The 15,846-nt window shown below is 51.3% G+C and carries 21 protein-coding genes; all 21 read left to right on the top strand.

All coding sequences use genetic code 11. The annotated features are described in order from the left end of the window. The first annotated feature begins 52 nt into the window (after positions 1 to 52). The 21 genes from MJX74_RS10875 (at position 53) to MJX74_RS10775 (ending at position 15,824) form a co-directional block, all read left to right on the top strand. Positions 53 to 646, top strand: a complete 594-nt coding sequence (locus MJX74_RS10875) for a glycoside hydrolase family 108 protein (protein ID WP_240222873.1) — start codon at positions 53 to 55, stop codon at positions 644 to 646. After that, positions 646 to 915, top strand: a complete 270-nt coding sequence (locus tag MJX74_RS10870) for a hypothetical protein (RefSeq protein WP_240222872.1) — start codon at positions 646 to 648, stop codon at positions 913 to 915. The genes MJX74_RS10875 and MJX74_RS10870 overlap by 1 nt, the downstream gene beginning before the upstream one ends. Then, positions 900 to 1,499 (top strand): hypothetical protein, encoded by a 600-nt coding sequence (locus tag MJX74_RS10865; RefSeq protein ID WP_240222871.1) that lies wholly within the window; start codon positions 900 to 902, stop codon positions 1,497 to 1,499. The genes MJX74_RS10870 and MJX74_RS10865 overlap by 16 nt, the downstream gene beginning before the upstream one ends. Then, positions 1,496 to 1,714 (top strand): TraR/DksA family transcriptional regulator, encoded by a 219-nt coding sequence (locus MJX74_RS10860; protein WP_240222870.1) that lies wholly within the window; start codon positions 1,496 to 1,498, stop codon positions 1,712 to 1,714. The genes MJX74_RS10865 and MJX74_RS10860 overlap by 4 nt, the downstream gene beginning before the upstream one ends. Beyond that, the gene (locus MJX74_RS10855; protein ID WP_092791058.1) at positions 1,714 to 2,013 is read left to right on the top strand and encodes a DUF2730 family protein; all 300 of its coding nucleotides are present in this window, start codon (positions 1,714 to 1,716) and stop codon (positions 2,011 to 2,013) included. Before MJX74_RS10860 ends, MJX74_RS10855 begins: the two co-directional genes overlap by 1 nt. A gap of 8 nt (positions 2,014 to 2,021) precedes the next feature. Next, positions 2,022 to 2,312 (top strand): VpaChn25_0724 family phage protein, encoded by a 291-nt coding sequence (locus tag MJX74_RS10850; RefSeq protein WP_092791056.1) that lies wholly within the window; start codon positions 2,022 to 2,024, stop codon positions 2,310 to 2,312. An 11-nt stretch (positions 2,313 to 2,323) separates the two neighbouring features. After that, the gene (locus MJX74_RS10845; protein WP_240222869.1) at positions 2,324 to 2,905 is read left to right on the top strand and encodes a DUF3486 family protein; all 582 of its coding nucleotides are present in this window, start codon (positions 2,324 to 2,326) and stop codon (positions 2,903 to 2,905) included. Beyond that, positions 2,905 to 4,584, top strand: coding sequence for a terminase large subunit domain-containing protein (locus MJX74_RS10840; RefSeq protein WP_240222868.1), 1,680 nt, complete (start codon positions 2,905 to 2,907; stop codon positions 4,582 to 4,584). The genes MJX74_RS10845 and MJX74_RS10840 overlap by 1 nt, the downstream gene beginning before the upstream one ends. Further along, positions 4,581 to 6,137 carry a DUF935 domain-containing protein gene (locus MJX74_RS10835; RefSeq protein WP_240222867.1) on the top strand — a complete coding sequence of 519 codons (1,557 nt, stop codon included), beginning with the start codon at positions 4,581 to 4,583 and terminating at the stop codon, positions 6,135 to 6,137. The genes MJX74_RS10840 and MJX74_RS10835 overlap by 4 nt, the downstream gene beginning before the upstream one ends. Continuing rightward, positions 6,130 to 6,909: a phage head morphogenesis protein gene (locus tag MJX74_RS10830; protein ID WP_240222866.1), complete on the top strand. Its 780-nt coding sequence runs from the start codon at positions 6,130 to 6,132 to the stop codon at positions 6,907 to 6,909. The genes MJX74_RS10835 and MJX74_RS10830 overlap by 8 nt, the downstream gene beginning before the upstream one ends. 356 nt (positions 6,910 to 7,265) lie before the next feature. Continuing rightward, the gene (locus MJX74_RS10825) at positions 7,266 to 8,240 is read left to right on the top strand and encodes a phage protease (RefSeq protein WP_240222865.1); all 975 of its coding nucleotides are present in this window, start codon (positions 7,266 to 7,268) and stop codon (positions 8,238 to 8,240) included. Further along, on the top strand, positions 8,240 to 9,139 hold the full coding sequence (locus MJX74_RS10820) for a Mu-like prophage major head subunit gpT family protein (RefSeq protein WP_240222864.1): 900 nt from the start codon (positions 8,240 to 8,242) through the stop codon (positions 9,137 to 9,139). Before MJX74_RS10825 ends, MJX74_RS10820 begins: the two co-directional genes overlap by 1 nt. Positions 9,140 to 9,207: 68 nt before the next feature. Then, on the top strand, positions 9,208 to 9,711 hold the full coding sequence (locus tag MJX74_RS10815) for a hypothetical protein (protein ID WP_240222863.1): 504 nt from the start codon (positions 9,208 to 9,210) through the stop codon (positions 9,709 to 9,711). 13 nt (positions 9,712 to 9,724) lie between these two features. Then, complete coding sequence (locus MJX74_RS10810) at positions 9,725 to 10,156, top strand: gp436 family protein (RefSeq protein WP_240222862.1); 432 nt, start codon at positions 9,725 to 9,727, stop codon at positions 10,154 to 10,156. After that, positions 10,156 to 10,698: a phage virion morphogenesis protein gene (locus tag MJX74_RS10805; RefSeq protein ID WP_240222861.1), complete on the top strand. Its 543-nt coding sequence runs from the start codon at positions 10,156 to 10,158 to the stop codon at positions 10,696 to 10,698. Before MJX74_RS10810 ends, MJX74_RS10805 begins: the two co-directional genes overlap by 1 nt. Further along, entirely contained in the window at positions 10,695 to 11,285 is a 591-nt protein-coding gene (locus MJX74_RS10800) for a hypothetical protein (RefSeq protein WP_240222860.1), read from the top strand. Before MJX74_RS10805 ends, MJX74_RS10800 begins: the two co-directional genes overlap by 4 nt. Before the next feature lie 47 nt (positions 11,286 to 11,332). Continuing rightward, positions 11,333 to 11,518 carry a DUF2635 domain-containing protein gene (locus tag MJX74_RS10795; RefSeq protein WP_240222859.1) on the top strand — a complete coding sequence of 62 codons (186 nt, stop codon included), beginning with the start codon at positions 11,333 to 11,335 and terminating at the stop codon, positions 11,516 to 11,518. Between the two features lie 2 nt (positions 11,519 to 11,520). Then, positions 11,521 to 13,002 carry a phage tail sheath subtilisin-like domain-containing protein gene (locus tag MJX74_RS10790; RefSeq protein ID WP_240222858.1) on the top strand — a complete coding sequence of 494 codons (1,482 nt, stop codon included), beginning with the start codon at positions 11,521 to 11,523 and terminating at the stop codon, positions 13,000 to 13,002. 16 nt (positions 13,003 to 13,018) lie between these two features. Continuing rightward, complete coding sequence (locus MJX74_RS10785; RefSeq protein WP_092791029.1) at positions 13,019 to 13,372, top strand: phage tail tube protein; 354 nt, start codon at positions 13,019 to 13,021, stop codon at positions 13,370 to 13,372. Then, positions 13,372 to 13,716 (top strand): phage tail assembly protein, encoded by a 345-nt coding sequence (locus tag MJX74_RS10780; RefSeq protein WP_240222857.1) that lies wholly within the window; start codon positions 13,372 to 13,374, stop codon positions 13,714 to 13,716. Before MJX74_RS10785 ends, MJX74_RS10780 begins: the two co-directional genes overlap by 1 nt. 125 nt (positions 13,717 to 13,841) lie before the next feature. Beyond that, positions 13,842 to 15,824 (top strand): hypothetical protein, encoded by a 1,983-nt coding sequence (locus tag MJX74_RS10775; protein ID WP_240222856.1) that lies wholly within the window; start codon positions 13,842 to 13,844, stop codon positions 15,822 to 15,824. The last annotated feature ends 22 nt before the right edge of the window (positions 15,825 to 15,846 follow it).

The following is a 15,846-nucleotide window of genomic DNA, read 5'->3' as shown; positions in this document are numbered from 1 at the left end:
CCCTAAATAAAAAGCACAATCCGATTAATATACTTAATCAGGTTGTGCTTTTATGCTTTCCGGCTCCCACGCTGCTTTACCACCGGCCAGTTACCCATTTGCTACGGCAGGATATACGCCTGAGTTCTGCCATGCTGTGCGCTTTGTGCTTATTGAAGAAGGCGCACTTAATGCAGCCGGCACACCTTACCCAAACTTAGGTTATGTTAACGACCCCAAAGACGCCGGGGGCGAAACCAAAGGCGGCATTAGTAAGCGCGCTTTTCCGGCGTTGGATATCTCGTCTTTATCGCTGGATAAAATAGTTTCTGTTTACCACACCTACTACTGGAAACCTGCCTACTGCCAGCAGTGGGCGGGGCCTGTTGCGCTGTATACCTTCGACGCCGCTGTGCAGCATGGCGTAACCAATGCGCTTTTAATGCTGCAGGAAATTGCCGGTACTAAAGCCGATGGCAAGATTGGCCCTTTATCCCGCGCGGCTATCCACGGTACTGATGTTGAATATCTGTGTGCACGCTATGGCCTGCGCCGTGCGCGTTTTTATGCCCGTATTCTGCTGAAGAACACCACGCAAGGCCGCTTCATTGAAGGCTGGCATAACCGCTTAGTAAGCCTCACCAATGCCGCGTGGGAGATTTACTAATGGGCAAAAACTGGGACTACTCGAAAGCTCAGGGGCGCGCAAAGCGCCTTAGTGCTGAATTGCATTTTCACGAAACCGGCCAGCCCGTTCCTTCGAACCCTCCGCTGTTTAGCCGCTGCGGCACCATGCAGGCATATTTTGCTGCCGGCTGGAACAACGTTACTGCGGGCGATATCCGTTTGCATATCTATGTTAATCAAACTGCGGTGCCAGGCGGCACCGACAACCTATCTAAATTCAGGAGTTTAAAACAATGTCTCTTTCAATAATTTTAGGGGCCGCAAAGCTCGCTATGGAGGTTGGCCCTGCGGCCATCCGTGGCATATCGGCCATGTTCGGTGGTAGTGAAACAGCGGAAAAAGTGGCCGGTATGGTCGAGCAAGTAGACAGCGTTTTGGGCATGAGCAGTGCGCAAAAGGAAATGGCGCTAACCCGCGAAATGCAGAAGCTGCCACCTGAAAGCCTGGTTGAGCTGGAGCGCATTAAAGCGGAAATGGAAAAGGAAATAACCCGCCGCCAGGAGCTGACCCTAAACGATAAGCAGGCTGAGCACCACGAAACGCAAGAAACGATCCGTGCAGGCGACAAAGCCGAAGACCCGTACATCAGAACTACCCGGCCATACATGGCGCGCAAGTCAATGTGGGCAACGTTTGCGTACTGCTTTTTGATAGAAGGCTTAAAAGCGTTTGGCTTTGGCTCTGGTTTTGAACCTTACATTGCTGTGTTCTTATCAGCCCCTGCCTGGGGTTACTTAGGCTTACGTACCCTGGACGGCTTTGCCCCTCACCCCAAAGGCAGCGGTGCCAAAGTAACAGGTGCGCTGGCTGGCCTTGTTAAGGGGCGTCAATGACAGACCTGTTTGATCGCGCCTCAGATGTAGAACAGGCGTTTAGAGACAATGCCCTTGCACGACAGTTGGATCAAGTTACAGAGCAACCGCTGACAGACAAGCAAGGTACCCGCTGTTGCGTTGAATGTAGTGAAGAAATCCCGTTACCACGTTTAGCTGCAGTACCTCGCGCCGTGCGTTGTATTAGCTGCCAGGCCATTAAGGAGGCGCGCTAATGGAGTGGCTTAAAGCTTACTGGCCCATGCTGTGGGCGGCAATGAGTACTGCAGGCATGGTGATATTGGCGCTGCTATCCAAGACCTACGCCAGGCGTGAAGACCTGGCGAAAGTTGAAAAGAAAGTAGACCAGCTGCAAGCCCATGTAGACAGCTTGCCAACCCAGACGCAAATCACTGAGTTGCTGGTTGCCCTGGAGCGCACCAAAGGAAGTGTAGAAACGCTGGAAGAGAAAATCCGGCCCGTTCAACACCTGGCACAACTGCTATTAGAACAGCGTTTGAAGGATGATAAATAGGGGTTTATATGTCATTTAAAACATTATTAACGGAAGACCAGCGGCTTGTGATCCTGCGCTCTTTGCGTGAAATGCAGGGCTTTGAGGCTAACGAGTCCATTTTGGATTCATGCCTGGAAGCATATGGACACAACGTTAGCCGCGACCAGGTGCGCACCCATTTAGCCTGGCTGGCAGAGCAGGATCTAATTACGTTACGCACGTTGTCTGACTACCAAATAGCCCGCCTGACTGGCCGTGGTGACGATGTAGCCACTGGCCAAGCCACAGTGCCGGGTGTTAAACGCCCACGGGCTTAAAAGGGGGCGTTATGCAATTATCAGGTAGTCGTAAGTCCAAAGTTAACCTGCTGCCGCAGGTTATCCGCGATCAGCTGCATGCGTTTATCCGCAGTGGCGATATGCATCAAACCGATATCCGTGAGGCTATCAATCAAATGATTGAAGAAGCCGGCTTGCCCGAAGACGCTAAGCTAAGCCGCACCGGATTAAACCGCTATGCCCAAAAGTTTGAAGGTGTGGGTGAGCGCATCAGGCAGTCACGAGAAGTGGCAGAGGTATGGATCAGCAAGCTAGGCCAGGCGCCAACGTCAGACGTGGGCAAGCTGCTGCAGGAGTTCGTGCGCACCATGGCGTTTGAAACCAGCATGAAGCTGATGGACGAAGCCGCCGAAGATGGCGCTGAACCTATATCACCTAAAGCGCTTGGGCAGCTGGCCTTGGTGGTGCAACGCATTGAAGCGGCGTCTATGTCCAGCCTTAAAGTAGAGAAAGAAATCCGTAGCGCCTTTGCTGTGGAAGCGGCCAACACTGCTGAGAAGGTGGCTAAAACTGCAGGCTTAACCAAAGAATCCGTAGAGCTGCTGAAGCGTGAAATATTAGGGATCGCATAATGACCAGGAAAAAGTTACTGGGTGCAGCCGTTGGTGCTGCACTTGCTCTTGGTGCGGCAGCAAGTGGCGGTTCTTTAGCGTCAGGCAGTAGCTTTGACCCGGCTTATGAGGCGTCCGTGCTCAGCCGCTTCGACCCTAAAGAAGTGTTGCTCGGGTATCAAAAAGACTGGATAGCCGACGAGTCGCCATTAAAGATTTGTGAGAAGTCACGCCGAACCGGCGTCACCTGGGCTGAGGCGTGTGATGCATCATTAACAGCCAGCGCTGCACGCGGCCACGGCGGTACCAACCATTTTTATGTTGGCTCTACTAAAGAAATGGCGCGGGAGTTTATTGATGCTGCGGCCATGTGGGCCAAGGTATTTAATAAAGCTGCCGGTGAAATTCAGGAAGAAATCTTTATTGATGATGGTCAGGACGGTAAAGAAATCCTGACCTTTGCCATTTACTTTGCATCCGGTTTTAAGATACAGGCGCTATCGTCAAACCCGTCAAACCTGCGCGGTATGCAGGGTAATGTCACGATAGATGAGGCAGCATTTCACGAACGCTTAGCAGAGGTATTAAAAGCTGCTACGGCACTCACCATGTGGGGTGCAAAGGTACGTTTGATCTCAACCCACAACGGGGTTGAAAATACCTTCAATAAGCTGATTGACGATTCGCGTGCCGGTAAAAAAGATTACTCGGTTCACCGCATTACTATTGATGATGCCTGCGCCCATGGCTTGTTTAAACGCATCTGCCAGGTGCGGGGTAAGGAGTGGAGCCAAGAGGCTGAGGATGCATGGAAAGCGGCCTTACTCAAAGCAACAGCAACCGAAGAAGATGCTCTGGAAGAATACTACTGCGTGCCGAAGAACGGCGGTGGTGCTTACATCAGCCGTGGCCTGCGTGAACGTGCCGCAATACTTAACGCCCCTATTCTCAGATTCACCGGTACCACTGCATTTAACGAAGCCAGTGAACATGCCCGCATTGGCGAGATGCAAGAGTGGCTGGAGCAGCATGTACTGCCAGAACTGAAGAAGCTGCCACTGGATTTACGCCACGCCCTGGGCGAAGACTTTGCGCGTAGCGGTGACTTAACCGTATTCGCCCCCATCACGGTTGAGAACGACACCAGGCGAACGGTACCGTTTTTAGTGGAGCTGAAGAACGTACCGTTTAAACAGCAAGAGCAGGCGCTTTACTTCATCTGTGACCGGCTGCCACGGCGTGATGGTATTTACCTGGACGCACGCGGAAACGGCCAGTACTTAGCCGAGCAAGCCCGTTACAAGTACGGTGCTGAAGTGGTTGAGGTAATGCTGTCGGTGGCGTTCTACCGCGAGAATATGCCGCGCTTTAAAGCCATGTTTGAAGACAACGAACTGCTGTTACCCAAGCATGAAGATGTGATCACCGACTTAGGCCAGATCCAAATATTCAGGGGCGTGCCTGGTATTGATGACAGCCGCACAGTTGGCAGCGATGGTAACAAACGACACGGCGACAGCGCTGTGGCTATCTTCCTCGCCGTGCTGGCATCTAAGGCAGATATAACCCGCTACGAACTGCACACCATTAAGGCGCATGGGGATGAATCTCACCGCCGCTTCCTTGGTACCGCCGCCGACAACAACCGATTTGATGATATGCCGCAGCATGACTTGCGCGGCAGAGGGATAAGACTATGAGTGCAATCTTAGATGCCAATGGCAAGCCATTTAAAATAGAGCCCGGCGTAATGGCAGAAGATATTGCCAGGGCCTACACCACGGGGGTGCGTAATCCGCGCCCGGCCAGTGTGGCGTCAACACTAACACCACAAAGGCTGGCAGGAATTCTGCGCAGTGTAATCGACGGCAACGATCCTGAAGCCTATATGACGCTGGCAGAAGAAATTGAAGAGCGTGACTTGCATTACTCCGCCCAGCTGCGCACCCGCAAGCTGGCGGTGGCTGCCATTGCGCCAACCGTTGAAGCGGCCAGTGATGACGCCAATGACCTGCTGATGGCAGAGCGTGCACGGGAGATCATGAACGATGACCAAATACCCGAGCTATTCTTTGATTTGCTGGATGGCCTGGGTAAGGGTTTAGCATTGGTGCAAATTCTGTGGGACACCAAATCCGTCCCATGGAAACCACAGGATTACAAATGGGTAGACCCGCGCTACCTGCGCCAGGATCAAGAAACCCTGCAGCAAATACTACTGATTAGTGAAGATGCGCCAACCGGTGCACCACTGCAACCCTACAAGTTTATCTTACATACACCGCGCTCTAAGTCGGGCAGCGTATGGCGCAATGGTTTGGCACGGCTTGTTGCTGTGATGTACATGCTTAAGTCATTTACTATCCGCGACTGGTGGGCCTTTGCCGAAGTATTTGGCATTCCGGTGCGGATTGGTAAGTATGGCGCAAATGCCAGCTCTGATGATATCAGCACCTTGATCAATGCCATTAGCAAGATAGCCTCAGATGCCGGGGCAGTAATCCCTGAGTCGATGAAGATTGAACTGATTGAAACAGCCAAGGGCAATGGCGGTAATACGCTGTTTGAGAACATGGCGCGCTGGTGTGATGAGCAAGTGTCAAAAGCGGTGCTTGGCCAAACGATGACAGCCGACAATGGCAGCTCACAGTCACAGGCCATCATACACAACGAAGTGCGTATTGACATTGCCAAGTGGGATGCACGACAGCTTGAATCGTCGGTCAATGAATATTTAATCAAGCCGTATATCATTTTAAACTGGGGTGTTCAGCAACGTTATCCGAAAGTGCGGATCAAGGTACCAGAGCCGGAAGATTTAAAGATGCTGGTAGAGAGCATCACGCCCCTGGTTGACCGGGGGCTGAAAGTGTCAGCATCTGAAATGGCAGACAAGTTCGGCTTAAGCCTGGTTAAAGCCGGCGAAGAAACATTGCTGCCCCTGCAGTCTGGTGGTATGCCGGGGTTACCTGTTGCCACCAATCGCCGGATAGCCATTAACCGTGTGATGAACACAGCTGATGCAGACGCCGAAATTGACGCACTAACCAACGAGGCCATGAGCGAATGGGAGCAAGTGGCTGAAGAATTTATGAACCCGATTATTGAGCTGGCGAATAAATCGGCCAGCTATGAAGAGTTCGCCGCTGGTTTACCGGCCTTGCAAGAGCAGCTCGGAGCTGAGCAGTTTATCGCGCAGATGGCGCAGTATATGTTTCAGCTGCGGGGTTTAGGAGACAACCAGGATGGCTGATGCACTGATCCCAAAAGAAGCGCTGGACTGGTTTAAGCGCAAAGGCATTAAGCCAGGGTTCGATTACCGCGATGTGTGGAAAGAAGAACAGGCCAATGCGTTTACCGTGGCAAAGATGCTTAACGCTGACTTGTTAGTAGACGTTAAGCAAATCGTGCAGGATGCGATTGAAAGTGGCCAAACGTTTGAGCAGTTTCGCAATACCCTTAAGCCCTTGCTGGTAAAGTCTGGCTGGTGGGGTGTACAGACAATGCAGGATCCGTTAACCGAAGAAACAAAGCTGGTGCAACTGGGCAGTGAAGGCCGCATAAAAACCATTTATAAAACCAATATGCGCACCGCCAGAAGTGCAGGCCAGTGGGAGCGCATTCAGAGAACCAAGCGCACAATGCCCTACTTGCTGTATCAGCTGGGGCCAAGTGAGCAGCATAGGGTGGACCATGCGAAGTGGAAGAACACCTTATTGCCCGCTGATGATCCATGGTGGGATGTGCACATGACACCGAACGGCTGGGGCTGCAAGTGCTGGATCCGGCAGGTGTCGCAATACGAAGCCGACAAGCTTATCGCATCCGGCAAGGTGTCAACCTCTGCACCCGCCGGCAAAAACCGGCAGTGGGTTAACAAGCGCACCGGTGAAGTGGAAGTACTGCCGCAAGGCATTGAGCCTGGTTGGAACTATAATCCGGGCAAAGGGCGTGAAAATATGCTGGCCGGGGATCTGGCGGCAAAAGAAGCCCGAATGCGCCAAACGCTCTCTGACGGGTTATAAGGATCTACCTGTCATAAAGTTACCGGCAAAAATGTTTAAACGAATACAGCAGGATTTAAACAGGGTTTAAACAAGGTTTGATATGATACTTTGGCCTGGTTTGCCGCCACGGGCTTGCCAGGCTGATTTTTTAAGGTAGTCTCTACTGCCTGCACCGGCGCTTTTGCCGCCGTTGCCAAACCGCACCACCTTCCTCATAAGCACTTATCGCCAACCCGCATATTGAGCAATTGACGTTATTTATCGTCAGTTGCTTTTTTTATGCATGCTGAACTCCGTGAACTGATTTTTACGATATTCCACATACCAACCCGACTACAGGAGGTTGCTATGTAACCCTTTACCGGAGTTCCTAAGTGACAATAAAACAGCAGGCAGTCAAAACCATTACTGCACTTTGCTTCAACATGATGCCGATGGAAGCCGATGCTACAGGCATTTGGCTGCCGATGGTGCCAGCCGGCAACTTTATGGGGCTTGATGGCCGTTCATGGATGAACAACAACCCTGAAGCTGTCGTGGCCCGCTTTGTTAAAAAGCGCCCATTCGACATGGAGCATTCAACGCATATCAAAGCGCCCAAGGGCGAACCGGCTCCGGCCTATGGTTGGATTACCAAAGTTGAAAACCGCGAGGGTGAAATCTGGGCTTTTGTGGAATGGAATGTTGAAGGCGCTGAAGTTCTTGAAAAGAAGAAGTATGCCTTTTACTCACCCTCGTTTTCTTATGACCCAACGGGTCAGGTGCTGGCATTAGTCAGTGCCGCTTTAACCAATGATCCAAATTTAAATGTACCCGCCCTTAACCGTAAAGAGGACAACCCAATGAAGCTGCCCCCGCTCATTGTTGCGGCACTCGGCATTGCCGCAGAAGCAACAGAAGAACAGGCCGTTGTGGCAATTAACGCGCTTAAGCAAGACAAAGACATTGCCCTTAACCGCGCCAACCAGCCCGACTTAAACAAGTTCGTACCGATTGAAACCCACACCGTGGCGCTTAATCGTGCGAACACAGCAGAGACTGCACTTAAAGCCATTGCTGATAAAGAAATTGATGCACTGGTGCAAACCGCCATTACCGAAGGCAAGGTTGCGCCGGCTAACAAAGATATGTTTGTCAGCATGTGCCGTGCTGAAGGTGGTATCGAGCAGTTTAAAAAGTTCGTCGGTACCGCGCCTGCTATTGCCACCAATAGCCAGACGAAACAGCCTGTCGATACCAACGGCAAGCCGGTGCTTGAAGAGCATGAAATTGCTATGTGCCGCAAAATGCACGTGACTCAGGAAGAGTACATTGCGGCTAAACAACAACTTAACCTGGGAGCTAAATAATGGCGACTGAAGCGCAGGTGCTTGAAGCACTACAGGCCACTATGTCAGCGGCTTATACCCGTGGCTTAACTGCTGCGAAACCACAATGGTCAATGATTGCCACCGAAGTGCCAAGCACAGGTGCAGCCAACTTTTACGGGTGGTTAAAAGACTTGCCCGGTATTGTGGAATGGACTGGTGCCCGCCAGCTGGCCGATATGGGCAAGCACGGCTATTCCATCGAAAACAAAACCTTTGAAAGCTCTATCTCGGTATCACGCGATAACGTTGATGATGACCAGATTGGTCACTACAGCGTAGTGGCACAGAACTATGGCGACCAGGTGGCTTACTTCCCTGACACCCTGTGTTATCCAATCCTGGCTGCAGGCTTTAGCACGCTGTGTTTTGACGGCCAGAACTACTTTGACACCGACCATCCGTTAGAAACCACCCCGGCCACTACATTCTCCAACGTGGTGGGTGATCCTTCTACCGATACCGGCGAGCCGTGGTTCCTGATTGATGACACCAAGGTGCTGAAGCCGGTTGTGTTCCAGAACCGTCGGCAATTCGTGTTTAAAAACATGAACCCTAACGAAGAATACACCTGGTTCAACAACAAGTATGCCGCTGGTGTAGATGGCCGTTGCAACGTGGGCTTCTCGTTCCCTCAGCTGGCCATTGGCTCTAAGGCCGCATTGACTGCAGAGAACTATGAAACGGCTAAGAAGCAACTGCAGAAGATGAAAAAGGTAGACGGCACACCTATTGGTGTTCGGGCAACTAAGTTGATTGTTGGCCCTGACAACGAAGCCGCCGCCAAGAAGTTAATAGCCCGCATGCTAATTGAAGGTGGCGACACCAACATCTATTACAACGATGTTGAAATTGTCGTTTCGCCTCTGATTACTGCGTAAGCCACTGCCATTCATTGTTATCAGGAATGGCGATGTTACGGCATCGCCATTTTTAAAAGGAGTTCAACGTGAGTGAAAGCCAACACAAAAACAGCCCTGCCCGCACACGGGCAAAGCCAGGTGCAGCAAAAGCAGTGGCAAAGGATCCTGCCGTCCAAACAGCGCAAGCCGAACAGGACGCGGCAGCACTGAAAGCAAAGGCTGAATCAGATGCCTTAGCTCAGGGCGAAGCGAAGCCGGCCAGTGATGCTGCTGTCCAAGCAGCGCAAGCCGAACAGGACGCTATTTACATTTTGGGCGCTTTTACGGCCCGTTCTAAAGCAGACGCTGGCTTTTGGCGCTCCGGCGTGCAGTTCCATCGTCTCAAAGAAACATTGGTGCTTGTGGTTGAGCAAGAGCCGGATGCGACTGCGGCAGTTTCTGCGCCGGATCATGAGGCAGAGCTTGTGGTGTATCTCACGGCTGAAAAGGCAGAGCGCGTGCACCGTGAACCTAACCTGGTCATAGAAGATATTGACCTTGAAGACCTGATTGATCCGGCTGGCGTTATCAACCCAGACAACAGCGAATAGTAAGGCGGCGGTGATGGCTATTTATGCAACAAAGCAGGACTTGATAGATCGTGATAACTCCATGCTCTGGAACGTTGCTATCGACAGAGAAAGCGGCGAGTTAAACGATACCTATATCAATAACGCATTGGAGCAGGCAGACGACGAAATTAATTCGTTTATGACCCGCTACGTGCTGCCCCTGCCAACTGTGCCGGGCATGCTGAATAAGCTGGCTGTCACCATCGCCTTTTACTGGTTAGCAGACCGTGATCAGCAGGCCACCAACTTGCTGGAAGAGCGCTACAAAATGGCGCTCACTACGTTAAGAGAAATCGGCACCGGCAAGCGTGACTTAGGTTTGCCTGTGGCCGATAAGCCTGCTGAAAGCAGTTTAGGCAAAGTGGAATTAGTCCAGGACAACGAGCGGTTGTTTACCCGTAACAGCTTGCGGGGCGTTCTGTAATGTCAATTAGTGTTCAGGTTAGCGGAGTACAGGAACTACAGCGCTATAACCAGCTGCTGGAAACGCTGGGCGACCCTAAGCACAAAGAAGAATTGTTAGACGCGCTTGGCGGCATTGTTGAAAGCCAGACGCGGCGGCGCATTGCCGATGAAAAAACATCACCCGACGGCAGCCCATGGGCGGAATGGAGCAGTGCCTATGCAAAGACCAGGCACGGTAATCAGTCTTTGCTGCAGGGGGATGGGGACCTGCTGGATTCGATTCAGTACAGAGTGGAAAGAAACCAAGTACGAACCGGCTCTCCGCTGGCCTACGCGCCAACGATTCAGGACGGCTATAGCGGTGTGGTGCAGGTAGATGCACACACTCGCTTAATTACACAAGCCTTTGGTAAGGCCTTGGCGTTTCCGGTGTATCAGTCGGTGGGTGCATTTAGCCGGCTGATGAATATGCCAGCGCGTGAGTTCTTAGGTTTAAGCACAGACAACCAGCAAGAGATTTATGCAGTGCTGGGTAACTTTTGGGGCGGGCTGATCCAATGATAAGACCAGATTTTGTTGTAACCGGATCAACCGTATGGGCCTGTGAACAAATTGTCGGCTACCTGAAACCAGAGCTTGAAGGCAGTGAGCAGCAGATTGACCGGGTACAAACTGTTGAGCGCCACATTGGTAAGTTTGACACCCCGGCAGACGTGAAGCGCTGGATAGCAAACCGTGATGGCGGCATTCGGATTGCTGCCCTGCGTGTACCTAAGTACGAAAGCATTGGCAATCGCATTGTCGGCACCGTGAACTTTGTGGCCTATGTATTTACAACCGACCAGTTTGGCTATCAGAAAGACTCTCGCGCCGAAGTGATCGCAGGCAAGTTAGCCGGTTTTTTATTGCGCCGTAACGCTTTGCCAACTGCCTATAGCCGGGCTGATGCAGTGCGCGGTGACAACCTGTACAGCGATAAGGTTGACGAGCTTGGCCTTGCTGTTTGGTCAGTGAGTTGGACACAGCAGTGGTACCTGGACGTTGAGCTGGACCCTGCAACGCTGGACGACTTCTTGCGCTTTGGCCTTAAAGCTCAGTTGGCCGAAGGTGCGCCAGAGCTGGAAGGTGTTGTGGATATGCCGCAGTAACCAGGTAAATAACAGTCTCAATAACGGGATGAAAACAGGAAATAACTATGTTGATCCACATCAAACCCACTAAAGCAGTGGTACCGGTTCGCAAGCCAAACGGTGAATACCTGGCAGAGGCTGGCGAAAAAGTAGAGCGTTCATCCTTTTGGGTGCGCCGCCTGAATGATGGCGATGTAATTGAATCAAAAACACCGGCTAAAGCGCAAGCTAAAGCCGATAAAGGAGCATAAATATGGCACTCGGTAGCATCCCTAACGATATTAAAGTCCCTCTCGTTTATATCGAGATTGACAACTCTAACGCGCTATCGGGTACGCCTGCTTTAGCGCAAAAGGTTTTGGTGATCGGCCAGCAGTTAACCACAGGTAGCGCAACAGCGTTAACGCTGAACCGTATTACCAACAGTGAAAGCCAAATGGACGCGTTGTATGGCTATGGCTCTATGATGTCGCGCATGCTGAAGGCCTTCCGCCAATCAAACGACTACACCGATGTGTATGCGCTTGGCGTTGCGGACCTTGATGCAGGTACGGCGGCTAAAGGTGAAATTACTGTGGCGGCAGCCAGTGCTAAAGCCGGTGTAATTGCATTGCTTATTGCCGGTGAGTCGGTGCAGGTGGGCGTTAATGATGCAGATACAGCGGCCACTATTGCCACAGCGGTGATTGCCAAAATTAATGCCAACAAAAACCTGCCGGTGACAGCAGAACTTAAAGCGGCCACCACTGAAACGGTTGAGTTAACCTGCAAGTGGAAGGGCTCTACAGGTAACGATATTGATGTGCGTTACAACTACTACGATGGCGAAGTGTTGCCAAAGGGTGTAACCCTGACCTTAGTAGATATGGCAGGCGGCGCTGGCACACCGGATATGGATGCGGTAATCGCAGCAGTGCCTAACGAATGGTACAACCATATTGTTATGCCTTATAACGACACCCAAAGCCTGAACACGCTACGGGATGAGCTGGTGACTCGCTGGGGTCCGCTCAAGATGATTGAAGGCATTGCTTACACAGCGTTCCGGGGCACCTTTGCTGAGACGGGTGCATTTGGTGTAGCACGTAACGATTACCTGTTTACCTGCATGGGTACCAACAAAGCGCCTCACTCGCCTTTTGAGTTTGCTGCTGCCTATGCCGGGCAGGCATCGTACTCGCTTGGTATTGATCCGGCCCGCCCATTACAAACTCTGGTAATGACCGGCCTGCTGCCGCCGGCCAAAGAACTGCAGTGGGATATGACAGAGCGCAACCTGCTGCTGGGCGACGGCATTGCTACCTATATGGTTACGCCGGGCGGCGAAGTGGCCATTGAGCGTGAAGTATCTATGTATCGGGAGAATGCCTTTGGTGACCCGGATCCAAGCTATCTGGATATCACCACGCCTGCAACTCTGGGCTACCTGCGGTATTCACTGCGCACTATGGTGACTAACCGCTTCCCGCGCCACAAGCTGGCTGGTGATGATGTGCTTAACCGGCTGGATCCTGGTCAGCCGGTAGTCACGCCGAAAATCATGCGTAATGCCATGTTAGAGCTGGCCAACAATGATTGGGTACCTAAGGGCCTGATGGAAGACTTTGACGGCTTTAAAACCACGCTGAATGTGTACCGGGATGCGAGCGATCAGAACCGGCTTAACTGCGTGTTCAACCCCAACATTGTTAATCAGTTCCGCATCTTTGCCGCGCTGATGCAGTTCAAACTTTAATTAGGAGCATAAGCCCATGGGACAAATCCTTGGTGAAGTGGTTATTCGTGCCAACAGCAAACAGCTGAAAACGAAAAAAGGATCCACCTTAAACCCCGGCGGTTACACGCGCACCCCGCACGTTGGGCCGGGTCGTGTTTGGGGCCAGTCTAATGAGTACACAGTGCCCACTATTGCGGTGGTAATTGCGGCTGATGAAGACGTGGACGTGCTGGAAATAAACAGCATCACCAATGCCACACTCACATGGGAAGGTGACAACGGTGTCGATTATATGATGACGGATTGCGCGCCACAGGCCCCGTTTACTATCTCAGACTCCGGCGATGTTACCGGCACTTTCCAGGGCAATAAGGTAGAGCGTATCTAATGGCCGTCATGACGTTTGAATTAACGCATGGCCTTAAGGTGGGTGAGCAAACCCACTTTGAGGTGGGCCTTAAGGAGCTTACATCCGGTGACTACATAGACGCCCAAATTGCAGCTGAAAAAGTAATAGTGCAGGACGGTACAGCAGTGGCTTATACCAGTGATGTGCTGTACGGGCTGGAGTTGCTGGTGCGCCAGGTGGAATACATTGGTGCCGTGCAGGGGCCGGTTAGCGTTAAAGAGCTGCGCAAGTTGCACCAGGAAGATTTTAAGTTGCTGCAACAAAAGGCGACGGAACTTGACCAGTTAATAGCGAAGGAGCTGGAGAACCGGGGGCGACCTTAAGGCGCTGGCGGTAATTTGCGAGGACCTGCAGTTAGCTATCGGGTCCCGCATTCCGTTCAGCGCATCCAGTGCCATGCCACTGCGCCGCCTTGTCCGCACCTATAGAAAGTTAAGAGAGTTAATCCATGGCCCAGCAACTTAAAACCGATATTATCTTAAACCTTGCTGGCAACCTTGCTGCTAAAGCCCGCCAGTACGGCGCCTCTATGAGTGACTTTGCCAAGAAAAACGAAACGGCAATGACCATGGTTAGACGCTCCGCAGCAGCTGCAGGGCGCGGCATTGACACCTTAGGCAATCGTTACGTGGGGGTTGCTGCGGCCTTTGCCACAGGTGCCACTGTGCGCAATATCGGCAACTTCTCTGAGCAAATGACCCGCATGGGCACAAATGCAAAGCTGACTGACGAACAGGTTGCCATGCTAAAAGGCAATATTCTTGAGCTGGCCAACCAAAAAGACATCCGCGTTGATACTACGCAATTTGCCGCCGCTGTTGATGAGCTATTGGGTAAGACCGGCGACTTTAAGTTTGTGCAGGATAACCTTGAGAATATGGGTTTATTCATGCAAGCGTTTGGTGTTGATGCTAAGTCTACTGGTGCCATATTTCAACAGTTCCGTGAAAAAGGCATTACAGACGCCAAAGAGGTAATGAATACCATTGATGATTTATACAGCCAGTTTGCTATAGGCAGTGTAAACGTCAAAGATTTAGCGTCTATCTCAGAGCAGCTATTTGCTACTTACCAGGGCAAAGGCCCTGCGGCCATTACTCAAATGGCCTCATTAGTGCAGTTGTTCGCAAAAACCAAAGGTAATGCCAACGAATCATTGACTTCAATTAAAGCTGTATTTGCCGCATTCAGTGATAAAACAAAAGTCGAGTTTTTGGACAAGCAAGGGATCGCAGTATTTAAAGCCGGTACTAAGGAGCTGCGCGAACCGGTTGAGCTGCTGCTAGAGATTTTGGACAAAGCAAAAAACGATCCGATGCTATTGGGTGATGTATTTGACCGCACAGCTATAGAAGGTTTGGCATCTTTATATTCAATAGATAATAAAGATTTAGTCAGGAGAATGAATAAATCGACAGGTGAATACGGAGAAACCCAAAAAGCTGCAGCGAAGAATGCAGCGGAATTTAATAATGCCGTGCAGTCTTTGTATACCTCGTTTAATACATTCGCCGAAAGCCGGTTGTCGCAACCTATCAAAGATATCGCTGATGCTATCAACAGTGTTGATGATGAAACCATAGAGAACTGGCTGAAATGGGGCGAAGCAGCCCTGTGGGTAGTAGGCGGTTTGGTAGCAGCTAAAAAGGCTGTCGATGCGGCGTCATGGGCTCGCGATAACTTTGGTAGCAAGAAGAAAGGCGGCATGGGTGGCCAGGGCGGCTTTGCTGATATGGGGGTAATGCCTGTTTATGTCGTTAACATGGGCGCTGGAGGTATGGGCGGCGCTGCGGGTATCGACATTACTGATGCCATGGATGGTAATAAGAAACCCAACAAAAGCAAATGGGGTAAAGTAGGATCCGCAGCGGTAGCTTTGGGAACCGTAGGTTATGCAGCAAGCGTGATTTATGAAAACCCTGACGACTATTTACCATTCAATGTTAGTCGTAAATCAGAAAGAGATCCCTCAATGGCCAACTTTCAAGCCCCCGGCTTGTTAGATGTCGTTGACGAGTTTCGGAGTTTTCGTAAGTGGGCTAAAGCCACCACGTTATCTGACGTGTTACCCAGTGTGTTTGGCGATAAAAAAACTCAGGCCAAAGCCCCCAGGTTAGCCGATGTGTTGCCCAGTGCGTTTGGCGACGAAAAAACTCAGGCCAGAGCTACCTTGTTCGGTGACAAAAAAACTAACGCCAAAACCCCCACGTTAGCCGATATGTTGCCCAGTTTGTTCGGTGACGAAAAAATTCAGGACGTGGCGGTTAAGCCTGCAGGTCAAGCCAGCATAAACACAGATATGTCTACCATGCTCAGTGGTGTGACCGGACAGCTTAACCTCAAACTGGATTTGTCAGACAGCAGACCCAAGCTCACCGCGACAAAAACCCCGCCCGGCATCCTTATCGACCCCGACACCGGTGCTAATTAACGTGATTATTAAAGGGCTTGCA

This window comes from Rheinheimera hassiensis (genome assembly GCF_022436675.1).
Classification (GTDB): Bacteria; Pseudomonadota; Gammaproteobacteria; order Enterobacterales; family Alteromonadaceae; genus Alishewanella; species Alishewanella hassiensis.
The sequence above is the reverse complement of the archived record's forward strand: the minus strand, read 5'-3'. Positions and strand labels throughout refer to the sequence as shown.

What these genes read in the sequence shown, in the direction of transcription:
- MJX74_RS10875 (WP_240222873.1), top strand. Translation starts at nt 53, where the DNA reads ATGCTTTCCGGCTCCCACGCTGCTTTACCACCGGCCAGTTACCCATTT.
- MJX74_RS10870 (WP_240222872.1), top strand. Translation starts at nt 646, where the DNA reads ATGGGCAAAAACTGGGACTACTCGAAAGCTCAGGGGCGCGCAAAGCGC.
- MJX74_RS10865 (WP_240222871.1), top strand. Translation starts at nt 900, where the DNA reads ATGTCTCTTTCAATAATTTTAGGGGCCGCAAAGCTCGCTATGGAGGTT.
- MJX74_RS10860 (WP_240222870.1), top strand. Translation starts at nt 1,496, where the DNA reads ATGACAGACCTGTTTGATCGCGCCTCAGATGTAGAACAGGCGTTTAGA.
- MJX74_RS10855 (WP_092791058.1), top strand. Translation starts at nt 1,714, where the DNA reads ATGGAGTGGCTTAAAGCTTACTGGCCCATGCTGTGGGCGGCAATGAGT.
- MJX74_RS10850 (WP_092791056.1), top strand. Translation starts at nt 2,022, where the DNA reads ATGTCATTTAAAACATTATTAACGGAAGACCAGCGGCTTGTGATCCTG.
- MJX74_RS10845 (WP_240222869.1), top strand. Translation starts at nt 2,324, where the DNA reads ATGCAATTATCAGGTAGTCGTAAGTCCAAAGTTAACCTGCTGCCGCAG.
- MJX74_RS10840 (WP_240222868.1), top strand. Translation starts at nt 2,905, where the DNA reads ATGACCAGGAAAAAGTTACTGGGTGCAGCCGTTGGTGCTGCACTTGCT.
- MJX74_RS10835 (WP_240222867.1), top strand. Translation starts at nt 4,581, where the DNA reads ATGAGTGCAATCTTAGATGCCAATGGCAAGCCATTTAAAATAGAGCCC.
- MJX74_RS10830 (WP_240222866.1), top strand. Translation starts at nt 6,130, where the DNA reads ATGGCTGATGCACTGATCCCAAAAGAAGCGCTGGACTGGTTTAAGCGC.
- MJX74_RS10820 (WP_240222864.1), top strand. Translation starts at nt 8,240, where the DNA reads ATGGCGACTGAAGCGCAGGTGCTTGAAGCACTACAGGCCACTATGTCA.
- MJX74_RS10810 (WP_240222862.1), top strand. Translation starts at nt 9,725, where the DNA reads ATGGCTATTTATGCAACAAAGCAGGACTTGATAGATCGTGATAACTCC.
- MJX74_RS10805 (WP_240222861.1), top strand. Translation starts at nt 10,156, where the DNA reads ATGTCAATTAGTGTTCAGGTTAGCGGAGTACAGGAACTACAGCGCTAT.
- MJX74_RS10800 (WP_240222860.1), top strand. Translation starts at nt 10,695, where the DNA reads ATGATAAGACCAGATTTTGTTGTAACCGGATCAACCGTATGGGCCTGT.
- MJX74_RS10795 (WP_240222859.1), top strand. Translation starts at nt 11,333, where the DNA reads ATGTTGATCCACATCAAACCCACTAAAGCAGTGGTACCGGTTCGCAAG.
- MJX74_RS10790 (WP_240222858.1), top strand. Translation starts at nt 11,521, where the DNA reads ATGGCACTCGGTAGCATCCCTAACGATATTAAAGTCCCTCTCGTTTAT.
- MJX74_RS10785 (WP_092791029.1), top strand. Translation starts at nt 13,019, where the DNA reads ATGGGACAAATCCTTGGTGAAGTGGTTATTCGTGCCAACAGCAAACAG.
- MJX74_RS10780 (WP_240222857.1), top strand. Translation starts at nt 13,372, where the DNA reads ATGGCCGTCATGACGTTTGAATTAACGCATGGCCTTAAGGTGGGTGAG.
- MJX74_RS10775 (WP_240222856.1), top strand. Translation starts at nt 13,842, where the DNA reads ATGGCCCAGCAACTTAAAACCGATATTATCTTAAACCTTGCTGGCAAC.